Annotated in this window: 12 protein-coding genes and 3 pseudogenes; 5 read left to right on the forward strand and 10 right to left on the reverse strand. The window is 55.7% G+C overall.

Annotation, left to right across the window (positions count from 1 at the left end):
* Window positions 1-20 precede the first annotated feature (20 nt).
* The gene (locus GGQ85_RS17285) at window positions 21-455 is read left to right on the forward strand and encodes a restriction endonuclease (RefSeq protein ID WP_309775569.1); all 435 of its coding nucleotides are present in this window, start codon (window positions 21-23) and stop codon (window positions 453-455) included.
* 204 nt (window positions 456-659) lie between these two features.
* Here GGQ85_RS17285 and GGQ85_RS17290 read toward each other — a convergent pair whose 3' ends face one another.
* The 8 genes and pseudogenes from GGQ85_RS17290 to GGQ85_RS17325 form a co-directional block, all read right to left on the reverse strand.
* Window positions 660-863, reverse strand: a complete 204-nt coding sequence (locus GGQ85_RS17290; RefSeq protein ID WP_079448495.1) for a hypothetical protein — start codon at window positions 861-863, stop codon at window positions 660-662.
* 164 nt (window positions 864-1,027) lie between these two features.
* On the reverse strand, window positions 1,028-1,270 hold the full coding sequence (locus tag GGQ85_RS17295) for a hypothetical protein (protein ID WP_309775570.1): 243 nt from the start codon (window positions 1,268-1,270) through the stop codon (window positions 1,028-1,030).
* Between the two features lie 46 nt (window positions 1,271-1,316).
* Window positions 1,317-1,562: pseudogene (locus GGQ85_RS17300) on the reverse strand (IS3 family transposase); the annotation flags it as partial.
* Window positions 1,563-1,817: 255 nt separating this feature from the next.
* On the reverse strand, window positions 1,818-2,891 hold the full coding sequence (locus GGQ85_RS17305) for a DNA modification methylase (protein ID WP_309775571.1): 1,074 nt from the start codon (window positions 2,889-2,891) through the stop codon (window positions 1,818-1,820).
* Window positions 2,851-3,144, reverse strand: coding sequence for a ParB/Srx family N-terminal domain-containing protein (locus GGQ85_RS17310; RefSeq protein WP_309775572.1), 294 nt, complete (start codon window positions 3,142-3,144; stop codon window positions 2,851-2,853). The genes GGQ85_RS17305 and GGQ85_RS17310 overlap by 41 nt, the downstream gene beginning before the upstream one ends.
* Window positions 3,145-3,845: 701 nt before the next feature.
* A complete protein-coding gene (locus GGQ85_RS17315) occupies window positions 3,846-4,199 on the reverse strand; it encodes a hypothetical protein (RefSeq protein ID WP_309775573.1) in 354 nt (117 codons plus the stop codon).
* A 226-nt stretch (window positions 4,200-4,425) separates the two neighbouring features.
* Window positions 4,426-5,083 (reverse strand): annotated as a pseudogene (locus tag GGQ85_RS17320) (IS6 family transposase).
* A gap of 156 nt (window positions 5,084-5,239) precedes the next feature.
* The gene (locus GGQ85_RS17325; RefSeq protein ID WP_309775574.1) at window positions 5,240-5,674 is read right to left on the reverse strand and encodes a hypothetical protein; all 435 of its coding nucleotides are present in this window, start codon (window positions 5,672-5,674) and stop codon (window positions 5,240-5,242) included.
* Window positions 5,675-5,836: 162 nt separating this feature from the next.
* Here GGQ85_RS17325 and GGQ85_RS17330 point away from each other — a divergent pair, with 162 nt between their 5' ends.
* Window positions 5,837-6,088, forward strand: coding sequence for a hypothetical protein (locus GGQ85_RS17330; RefSeq protein ID WP_079445943.1), 252 nt, complete (start codon window positions 5,837-5,839; stop codon window positions 6,086-6,088).
* An 807-nt stretch (window positions 6,089-6,895) separates the two neighbouring features.
* Complete coding sequence (locus tag GGQ85_RS17335; protein WP_309775575.1) at window positions 6,896-7,402, forward strand: integrase core domain-containing protein; 507 nt, start codon at window positions 6,896-6,898, stop codon at window positions 7,400-7,402.
* 139 nt (window positions 7,403-7,541) lie between these two features.
* Here the strand turns inward: GGQ85_RS17335 and GGQ85_RS17340 are convergent, their stop codons facing one another.
* The gene (locus GGQ85_RS17340) at window positions 7,542-8,210 is read right to left on the reverse strand and encodes a sulfotransferase domain-containing protein (RefSeq protein ID WP_309775579.1); all 669 of its coding nucleotides are present in this window, start codon (window positions 8,208-8,210) and stop codon (window positions 7,542-7,544) included.
* A 796-nt stretch (window positions 8,211-9,006) separates the two neighbouring features.
* On the opposite strand from GGQ85_RS17340, the gene GGQ85_RS17345 reads away from it, so the two are divergent.
* Window positions 9,007-9,195, forward strand: coding sequence for a hypothetical protein (locus GGQ85_RS17345; protein WP_309775576.1), 189 nt, complete (start codon window positions 9,007-9,009; stop codon window positions 9,193-9,195).
* 94 nt (window positions 9,196-9,289) lie between these two features.
* Complete coding sequence (locus GGQ85_RS17350; protein WP_309775580.1) at window positions 9,290-9,550, forward strand: hypothetical protein; 261 nt, start codon at window positions 9,290-9,292, stop codon at window positions 9,548-9,550.
* A 230-nt stretch (window positions 9,551-9,780) separates the two neighbouring features.
* On the opposite strand, the pseudogene GGQ85_RS17355 reads toward GGQ85_RS17350, so the two are convergent.
* A pseudogene (locus tag GGQ85_RS17355) lies at window positions 9,781-9,949 on the reverse strand (transposase); the annotation flags it as partial.

Below are 9,949 nucleotides of genomic sequence, written 5' to 3' on the forward strand. Positions count from 1 at the left end.
CGAGCACCGCGAACTATCAAATGACCATTTGCGCGGTCAAGCAGGCGAACTATTTGCTGGCCCGCATTCGAGGGGAGGTCGATCCTCTCAGGACGAAGGCCGCCGCTCTGATCAAGGACCAACGTACTCTGGCATCGCAAATGATCTGCCGGCTCGATTGGCGAGATTTCGAGACCCTGATCGACTTGATCTTTGCCAGGGGAGGGTGGCAACGACAAAGCGCGGTGGGCGGGAATCAGGCCGATGTAGATATGGTGCTGACGCAACCGACTACAAACGAGATTGCCTGGGTTCAGGTCAAGAGCCGGTCGTCACAGGCAGAGCTTGACGATTATTGCCTGCGCTTTCGAAATGACGGCAGTTTCGACCGCTTCTTCTTTATCTGCCACAGCACGCCGAAGATCCTCAAGATGCTGACTCCGCCGGTTCGCAACTTTGGACGGCTGAGCGGATAGCTGACGCCGCAATAGAAGCTGGGCTGTATGGGTGGCTGAACGAGCGAATGCATTAACCGCGACAAATTGGAAGCCAGCTCTCCAATTTTGAGGTTAGCCAGGTTCAGAGCGTTCGGCCTGGATATCGCTCCGAGATATGGAATCACAACCGATTCATCAGACTCAAGTTCTGCCTGGATCTGCTCTTAGTACCGTCAACCGCGCTCACGCAGTGGCCGCCACGTTCCACGATGCGCTGTCATAACCGGTGAAATGGGCTTCGAGCTCTGTCATCGCGAGACGCTCGTATTCATAGGCTTGTGCCAGGAGCGTCCATCTTTGCGCAGGACGGAATGCTGCGGTCTGACGATAGAGCGAAGCGATGGTGCGATATCGACGCACGTTTTCCAGGTCAGCATTCCCACTCATACAACAAACCCCGTTTCTTGTTGACGCGGGCGACTATGCAGCGAGCGATTTTCGAAATCGTTAGCGGATTTGACAGCCGGAGCGAATGGTTTCGGAACTGTTTATCGGATGACAACTGATTGTTCCGTGGCAGTCGCGCCCCAAGCCCCAGCTTTGAGGCGGGCCTAATCCTTCGCCTTCAGTCGCGCTTCATTTTCGGCAATAAAGGCGCGGATCTCATCGGACATGTTCAAAAGCTTCAACCATTGCTCTTTATATAGAGTCACTGGAAAACGTCCCATCCCGTAAACGGAGAGGCCACCTTTGTCACTCACCTTCATGCGGGTGCCCTCTGAAGCTCCTTTCTTCAGGGCATCGTTCTCCTTGCGGAGACGTTCGAGCTCAGCTTTCATATCGTCGTCCGGCATCTCATCTCCCTTTCGTTAGCGTGATGATATCATGCTAAGCTCTCACTTTCACCTCGTCGCCAGTAGCCGCCCGCGCCATATCGTCGGCAAGCCGCTTCTCGGCGGCTTGCAGGAACTCCTTCGACCAATTGTAATACAGGCTCTCAGCGATGCCTTCGCGGCGGTACGGCGCGGCGATCGACCCCTCGCCGCGTAGGCCTTCCTTTAGCCGAGTACTGTTTGCGCGTCGTACAGCGGATGTCCTGATGACCTGCTTCGCTGGCGCCTTCCCTGTCCGGGATTTCTGTCTCATCTTCGATCATTTGAAAGGCTACGATGAACCAGAAATCCTCCGTTCGCAGTTAAGCCGCTTTAGTCCCATCAGCGCTGACGCTGGACCCGGCGGTGTGGCGTTTCGCCCGAGGCGGTGGTGCCTCGGCCCTAAAGGCGCATCGATAAGCGTTTGGGCACAAGGAACGAATAGCAGACGCTTAATGTCAAATGTGGTCGCTGGTCGATCGTATGCGTTGACCCCTCATAATTCGGGATCCGGGCTCTCCAATTTTGGTCAGCTCCGTTCAGAGCGTTTGACCTGAATTTCTTGAAATGATTTCCCTGCACTTTCGAGGATGGCCTCAAGGCGGCAAGATGTGCGCAGCCTGCGGATAATGACGTCACAATAGAGCGGATCGATTTCGATTCCGTAGCCGCGGCGGCCCGTCCGCTCGGCCGCAATCATTGTGGTGCCGGAACCGGCAAAAGCATCGAGGACAATACCCTTTCTATGCGAACAATCCCGGATGGCATCCGCCACCAGCGCGACCGGTTTGACCGTTGGATGAAGGGCAAGGTCGGAACGATCGTTACCGAAGCTGTTCACGCCGGCGTAATTCCAGATATTGGTGCGATAGCGGCCGTGCTTGCCGAGTTCAACGTTGTTGATGTGAGGGCTAGTCCCTGATTTGAAAACGAACACGAGTTCATGCTGAGAACGATAGAGCGACCCCATGCCGCCATTATTTTTGGCCCAGACACAGATATTTTTTAGCTCACGATAGGCATTCCAGCCGGCTTGCAGGATTTCGTCGACATGACGCCAATCCATGCATTGAAAGTGGATCGAACCATCGACGGAAAATTCCGCAAGTTGCACAAAAACAGATGTCAGGAACGCCGTGAACTCCGATTGTGACATCTCGCCCGATGCCATTGCGAACTCCCGGTGCTGCACGCTGCCCAAACCTCCAACGTGACCCGCGATCGGAACATTATAGGGCGGATCGGTAAAGACTAGCTGCGCGCGGACTTCGCCCAGCAATCGCTGATACGTCTCCCGCTCGGTGGAATCGCCACAGATCAGGCGATGGCTGCCGATTTGCCAGATATCCCCGAGCCGCGTCACGGCAGGACCTGAGGGAAGCGGAATGTCCGTATCAGTAGGTTCGTTGCTGTTGGCGATGTCGAGTTCGCCGATCAAAAGATCAATTTCCGGCAGCTCGAACCCCGTTAAACCGACATCGAAATCGATGTCGAGGCTGCTCAAATACTGAAACTCCAGTCCAAGCAGGTTGCGATCCCAGCCGGCATTTTCCGCAAGCTTGTTATCGGCGATGACATAGGCGCGGATCTCGGCTTCGCTCATCGCCGAGGCGCACCGTCGGAACCTGGCTCATGCCTACAAGCTTGGCGGCTGCGACGCGGCCATGCCCGGCGATAATGCCGTTGGCATCATCGATCAAAACGGGATTTGTAAATCCGAACTGTGTGATTGCTCGCGCGATCTGGTCGATTTGCTTCTTGGAATGGGTTCGAGGATTGCTCTTGCGCGGATTGAGGGCTGCGATGTCCTGATAAACAATGGTCAGGTTGGATCTGTTTGCCGATAGTGAGCTCATTTCTTACCTCCGTGACAGGAGGTAGCTTATTAGACACAGAAAACCGCAGGTTCATTCATATTAAGTCGGCGCATTGTAGTTAACGACCCCATTGAGAAACGTTCTCCAAGTCATGTACCTAAGTTCCGCGCGCCGTAACGCCATTCGCGCCGCGCGTTCATGCGGTGGACCGGTCCACCAATCTTTATTGCGAATGGCAGGCCAACCCTGAAGACCCAAGCGGCGATGGCGCGCCCGCAGCCAAGCGAGGTAGCGGGGGTACCTTGCGGTGGCTAAATTGATTCGCATCTCGTTGAAGACCGATTTCGGGGGGCGGCCGGTACGCCACCTTAATTCATCTCGGCGCTTAACGATCGGAACGAGCCAATCCGGAACGGGACTGCCGCTGTTTTTCTTCAGAAGTTCGGTAAGTTCTGGCGACGTTGGCAAGTGGCCCTGAAAAATCTCGCGCTCCCAAAAGCGGAAGCACTTTTTATCAAAGTGATCGTAGATGCTGTCGGCCTGCTTCTCGCCATCGGTGCTCGGGTTGCGTGCCTTCGGCTTCGATGCCGATGCAGGCGCTCGTTCGCTCTGTTTGGTCGATTCAGAATCAATGGCGTTTTTGCATGATGAAGGCTCGTCAATCATTCGCTCCTCCCGAGTGGTCATGCCAATCGGTTGGAGGCTCGAAGGATGAGCCCAATACATGCAAGTACTAGCACCTATGTTTCCTTTCGGCCTGCGACCCGAGGCAACCAGCCGCGTTTTTCGAGTTCGTTGTCAAAGATTTTGAGGTAACTCTCTAGACGGGAGAGGACTTCGAGGTCCTTTGGAGAATAGGGATAGCCCTCGCGAGCGCACTCCTCGGCATCGGCACGTTGTTCCTCAATCATCTTCAGAAAAAGCTCTCTGGCCTCAAGTATTTTCTCAAGCCGATGGAGCTCCTCATGGTTTATCGGACCGATGAGCTGTAGTTTGAAAGTGTTATAGTCGAAGTGCAGGTCATCGGGATGGGGCAAAGGAGGGGGGAGATCGCGGTTACGGCAAGCCTTGGCCCTCGCGGGAACACGCTTCATCAGTCTTTCCTTTTCTGCTTCGTTCGCGAGACGATTTCATATCGTCTGGCCGATGCCATGTTGTGCGCACACAAAACAGCAACAGCGGCCCTCGCAAGGGGACACGCGATCGAACGGCTCGTTATGCCCGGACCGGGTTCCCGTGAAGCCCTTATAGGGGAGAGTTTCGGCGCGCTCTGTGACGTTAGCGGATGATAGGTGCGACAAATCCAGCATTCAATCGCGATCACGCCGCAGCAGTCACCTCGCGCCACGTCTGCATGGCCGAGGCTCGAAATGCCCGGTGCGTCTTCGCTGAGATGAGCTGACGCTGGACGTTGAAGGTGTTGTAGGTGGCGGCGTGGACAGACAGAAATCGTTGGGCTGATCCCGCACTCTTGAACCCCTGCATCTTGCGCTCCCGTCGTCGGGTCGGTTGATGCGAGTTCTCCGCTCGGTTATCGCGCCATCGCCCGCGCTCATGGCGACGAGACAGCCCAAGCTCATGGGCGGCCGCGCCGTAGGATCGAAGATCGTCGGTCACAAACTTGTCCGGAACAGAGGCCATTTTCTTGAACAGTTTCCGCAGCAATTTCAGTGCCGCGCGCTTGTCCCGCTTGCTCTGGACAACAACGTCGCGCCGTCTATGCCGAACGCGAAGTCCTTGACGCGATATATAGACCAACCGGCCATCGATCCTGATAAACACCTCATCGAGATGCCAGGTCGAATGAGGCTTGGGCCGGCGTCGTCGAAGGTCAGCTGCGATCATCGGTCCCATGATTCCGCGCTCCGCCAACAGGTCCTCGACATCCCGGAAGCTGAGGGTAACCGGGCATAGAGCCAGACGGCCTGCTGAATAATCACGGGTGGGAAGCGATATCCGCGTAGCTGAGTTTGCTCATGATCGGCACTTATGGCCGCAGATCAGCGCCGGCAAGCTCAACAACGTGACAATGCCTTCATCAACGGTCATCCCAACCGTGACATCGATCAGCTGCTGCCGTCGGCATACCGAACGCAAGACTTCCGAGCCGTGGCCTGAAAACGCCGCTTACGCCTCAGTAGCAGCGCATGACGTTGACCGTCTTGCCGCCGCCGACGCCGACGCTCTCCTCGCCGCAGCCGGGCACGTAGGGCCGATCCGACGGTATCACATTAGGAGGAAAGCGATGCGCCCAGTTCCAGGGCACGTCGTAAGTGGTAGTGTAACGGACGTCGGTCGGTCCGGCGAACGGCGCCGTGATCGGCCCCGCAGCGGATACGTAAGCGCCATAATCATAGCCATAGCCGGGCCAGAAATAGCCGCCGACGCCCCTACCGCGATGACGGAACCCGTGCAGTCCATTGAACGCATGCGCCCCCCGCACCGTGGCTCCCGCCTGCGGCGCTGCTACGACACCAGCGCCGCCCGCTTGCGCAATCGCTTCATTGGTCGCAAACGCCAGCGCGATCGCGCCGACGGTAACAAGCGCTCCAAGCTTCCTGTAGGTCATGGCACGCTCCAATTCTTTGTTTGTTTGACAGCCCTTGGCCGTACGCTAGGCGCGTCATTTCGCGCCCGCAAACGTATGTTTAATGTTTGGTTAAGATGTAATCTTAAGAGGTCAGCCCTCACGCCCCAGCCGCAGACTTCTACCTGTCGCCAAGAGTTTCTGATGAAAATGCACATGCTGTCTGGCGGCCGTCTGCGAACGCGGCGGAGCGCCTACATTACCGGTGCGGCCGAGGGCGACACCATCGAGCTGTCGGTGTTCCGCGCTGCTCAGGCATGCCCAGGGCAACGTCCTGTTCGATACCGGCTGCGATCCTTGATCGCGGACAACACCGAAGCGCGTTGGAGAAAAGTCCGCCACCCTTGGCTTGGCGGTCCTCGCCGTTTGACCATGTACTTGGCGACGCTTGATTGAGCGACCTCAAACCCAAGCTTGAGAAGTTCGCCGTGGATGCGTGGCGCGCCCCAAAGCGGATTTTCGATGCTCATCTGCCGGATCAGCGTGCGCAGCTCCGTCTCGATCTGAGGTCGCCCTCCCAGTGGGCGCGATCTCCACCGCCAATAGCGGCGAAGCCAGCCCGATGCCAACGCACCAGCGTCTCGGGCCGGATAATCGTGAGAACCTGCAGGATCGACGGAAACCAGCGAGACAGGGATAAAGAACCAGCGATCATGGTTCGTGAGCTGGACGTGACCATGCAGCCTACGCCTCAAGACGATCAACTGATGTCGAAGCATCGCGTTCTCAGCTTCAAGCCGCAACTGACTTGAATGGCGAGGCCAGGACGGCCAGAACGAAACAGAGCAGCCCGATCATTCCACCAGCTTAGGCGATTCCGTCACATTATCAACTCGGATGAGGTTTTCGGCACATACAGGTTGGCGCGCTCTGTGGCGTGCGCTTTTAATCATTTTGCCTAAGACCAATTAATTCCCTGCAGCGCACCGAAAATTCCCTGCTAAATGAAGGCAGGGAATTTTCGGTTAATTCCTTGGATCAACTATCTTTTATGAGAGAAATTTGCCGGCTGATCCGCGAGATGAGCCTTGCCAACCCGTTGTGGGGAGCGCCGAGAATCCATGGTGAGCTTCTCAAGCTTGGCATCGAGATCGGCCAGACCAGCGTCGCCAAGTATATGGCGCGGAGGAGGGCTCCTCCGTCGCAGGGGTGGAAGAGGTTCCTTCGTAACCATGCTGACGGGATCGCCGCGATGACCTGTTCGTGGTGCCGACAATCTCGTTCCGACTGCTCTATGGGTTGCTGATCATGGGCCACGGCCGGCGGCAGATCTTGTGGTTTGGGGTGACCGCGCATCCGACGGCCGAATGGATTGCCAATCAACTGACGGAGGCGTGTGGCTGGGAGCAGACCCCTCGTGACCTGATCCGGGATCGCGATGGCGCATACGGCGGAATATTCCTGCGTCGGGTTCGATCCATCAGCATCCGAGATCGCCCGACGTCTCCTCGCTCACCGTGGCAAAATGCGTATGCTGAACGGCTGATCGGATCGATCCGCAGGGAATGCGTTGATCATATCGTGGTATTCGGCGAACGCCATCTGCGCCACGTGCTGCTCTCGTACATGAGTTACTACAACGGCACGCGCACCCATTTGTCATTGAACAAGGACGCGCCGAAATCACGTGCCGCCGAGACAGCCGGACGTATTCTCTGTCGATCGATTCTGGGCGGACTGCACCGGAGCTCAATTCCCAAGGCGAGATAAAGAACACCCAACGAAGCGGTGCCGATGTCGTTCGCGCTCTGAATGCCCGCGTCGTAAAGGCCGGAGGGTAAGCAGGAAGGCGCGCGTGGGGCCGGCGTTAGGCGTAGGAAGCCGTATAGTACCAGCGACGATTGCCGCTTCAATCGATTGTCGGAAGAGTAATGGCTCCGCCGCAATCGGGTTGGAGATAGCCAAATCGTTGCATCATCGGTGCATGAGCCTGCACGATCCGTTCGATCTGCGCGGGCGAAAGAATCTCGCGCCATTGACCAGCCTTTCCTTCGCGGAAGAAAGACTTCGCCATCGGCGGCCGTTCGTTGAAGCCGTGTTCAGCCTCCTGGCGCTTCAGTTCAGAAAACGAAGAATTCTCGATCGCCCGCATGAGTTGCTGGTCTGTGGGTGACAGCCGCAGAAATCTTGCCAGTTGCCCAAATGCGCGTATCGGGTTTGTGAGCATGTCCTCATAGCGCATCACGTGCACCGGACGGCTAATAAGGCCAACCCAACTCCCAACATGCTGGCTCCAGGTACCGATCACCTCATAGACGTGCCTTTTCCGGCTAGGGATCCAAAAGTTGAGCGTCGCCATATCAGCTATGGTGGCATCGATGGTTTTGTTGATGTGATGGGAAAACGAGATCGCCACGTCGAGAGGGCTGCGAATGATATAGATCGCAGCCAGCGTTGCGTTAATATTGATGGTCGGAGTTTCGAATTCGTGTCCGACGCAGAGGTGCGTTTTGACCAGCGTGGGCCAAGCCGAGTACGCGCGAGGTGGCCTTGTGAAAGGGGCCGCGCTTCTGCCAATTCACGGTGGCTTGCCTCCGCAAAAGGCTTGCCGAGGACTGCCTCGAACGGTCTTGCTCCAAACTCCCATCCCGTATGCTCATGCAAGCGATTGATGTCCTGTGGACCATCTGATTTTCCGGCCAATTCCTTTAGAAGGTTGTGGACGAAAACCCTTACCCACGTATTGCCCGATTTTGGATAGGAGGCGATCCAGATGAGGGTCTGGCGCGCGTCGTGCGGAGGCAGGGAGGGCGTGTCCTGCATTAGGTCAGTGTGCCTGCGACATCGAGCGCTTGCTCATCGGCAATCGTCATTTTTCAAAGTCCTCAGATCTCTACCAAGATGACTTAGAAATAAATCAGAGATAATTTGCTGATCAATGAGTTGCGTATCTCTCGCCGAGAAGCGCGTGCTGCAGCACGTGCATTGGTTGTCATGATTGTACTCAAGGACAATGTGGAAGAGCCGAAATCTTTTTCGGAATTCGATTTTCTGATTTGCAATCAACCATCAGTTGTGAGTAGTGCATCATGGTGTCCGATTGAGATCTCAATGCATGCCAAAGCGTTGTATGAGCTTGCCAGAACTTAGAAATACGAACTGGTCGCCGGGGCAGGGGCCGCCAAGCGATTTAATCGCCGTCCTGAACATGTCAGCGTCATTGGCAACGGTAGCGTACAAGATCCAGCGGTTTTCTTAAGCCGAACCATTCGTTTAGTTCTGGCGCTGCCTCGATGGTTGGCTCGCAGCCACTGAGGGTTTCGGCAAGAACATCATACTGCGCTTCATAGCATCACTATAGCGTCCATTCCAAAATGGAGATTGTCTCCACATTAATTGCGCAAACTGCTGCGTTGACCTTCGATGATACACAACAATTGACGCCTTCTCTTGATGGACCGAGTACAGGTCAACTGCGCTATTTTGGTCAATTTGCACCGGCCGATCGTCGCATCACGGCACGTGAATTGAAGCCCAACGAAGTAGGTAAATTCCAACGATAATGTTGACCGGAAATCGAAGGAAGATAGTGGGGGTTTTGTAAGGTTCAGTTACATCGGGTCACCTGCGGTAATCGTACGTGGGGAAAGTGGTTGGATGGAAACGTTTGTTCATTGGGGATTGATTTTTCTGTTCTTTGGAATTTTTGCTGCGTTGGCTGTTCTGGACAGTCGAATGCAAAAAAAAGCGCGCAAATCTCAAGATCACTTCCTTTCGCCTTTGCCTCTGGCTCGCCGGTTCATGATGCCCGAATTTTATCTGTCCGGGATTTTGCTCGGGTTAATTGCCGTCGTCTATTTTGCCATTAAGGTACCCTTTCGCACCTGGAACGATTTGCTAACATCACTGTGGAATTGAGCCGTACATAGGAACGTGCAATGGCAGATTCTGGCTTTCGCGGCATTACTCTTTCGGCTTCGTACGGCGTAACGGCTAGCTTGGCGGGAAAGGTTCCTGGCGCAGGTGTGAACTTTGGTACGTATACCACCGCTTTTGGTGGTCCCCAAAATAATGAAGCCGGCCTGATGTTTTCTGGGACGTTTGACGCGATGAATCCGGAAGCAGTAAATATTCGCACCATCGGCGCTGTTCGATCTCGATGGGATGCACGGGGCGATGCCGCGCTCGTCGAGAGCCTGACGGAACCAGTCGGCGTCGTAGCCCCCTGTCGGCGAGTAATTTCTTAGCGGGCGGCAACGCGTCGATTATCAACGCCGCGCCCTTGTAATCGCTCATCTGACCTTCGCTGAGCAGCAT

Origin of the sequence: Nitrobacter vulgaris (assembly GCF_031453995.1) — a bacterium.
Lineage (GTDB): Bacteria > Pseudomonadota > Alphaproteobacteria > Rhizobiales > Xanthobacteraceae > Nitrobacter > Nitrobacter vulgaris.

What these genes read in the sequence shown, in the direction of transcription:
- GGQ85_RS17325 (WP_309775574.1), bottom strand. Translation starts at nt 5,674, where the DNA reads ATGACCTACAGGAAGCTTGGAGCGCTTGTTACCGTCGGCGCGATCGCG.
- GGQ85_RS17305 (WP_309775571.1), bottom strand. Translation starts at nt 2,891, where the DNA reads ATGAGCGAAGCCGAGATCCGCGCCTATGTCATCGCCGATAACAAGCTT.
- GGQ85_RS17350 (WP_309775580.1), top strand. Translation starts at nt 9,290, where the DNA reads ATGGAAACGTTTGTTCATTGGGGATTGATTTTTCTGTTCTTTGGAATT.
- GGQ85_RS17330 (WP_079445943.1), top strand. Translation starts at nt 5,837, where the DNA reads ATGAAAATGCACATGCTGTCTGGCGGCCGTCTGCGAACGCGGCGGAGC.
- GGQ85_RS17315 (WP_309775573.1), bottom strand. Translation starts at nt 4,199, where the DNA reads ATGAAGCGTGTTCCCGCGAGGGCCAAGGCTTGCCGTAACCGCGATCTC.
- GGQ85_RS17285 (WP_309775569.1), top strand. Translation starts at nt 21, where the DNA reads ATGACCATTTGCGCGGTCAAGCAGGCGAACTATTTGCTGGCCCGCATT.
- GGQ85_RS17295 (WP_309775570.1), bottom strand. Translation starts at nt 1,270, where the DNA reads ATGCCGGACGACGATATGAAAGCTGAGCTCGAACGTCTCCGCAAGGAG.
- GGQ85_RS17310 (WP_309775572.1), bottom strand. Translation starts at nt 3,144, where the DNA reads ATGAGCTCACTATCGGCAAACAGATCCAACCTGACCATTGTTTATCAG.
- GGQ85_RS17345 (WP_309775576.1), top strand. Translation starts at nt 9,007, where the DNA reads ATGGAGATTGTCTCCACATTAATTGCGCAAACTGCTGCGTTGACCTTC.
- GGQ85_RS17290 (WP_079448495.1), bottom strand. Translation starts at nt 863, where the DNA reads ATGAGTGGGAATGCTGACCTGGAAAACGTGCGTCGATATCGCACCATC.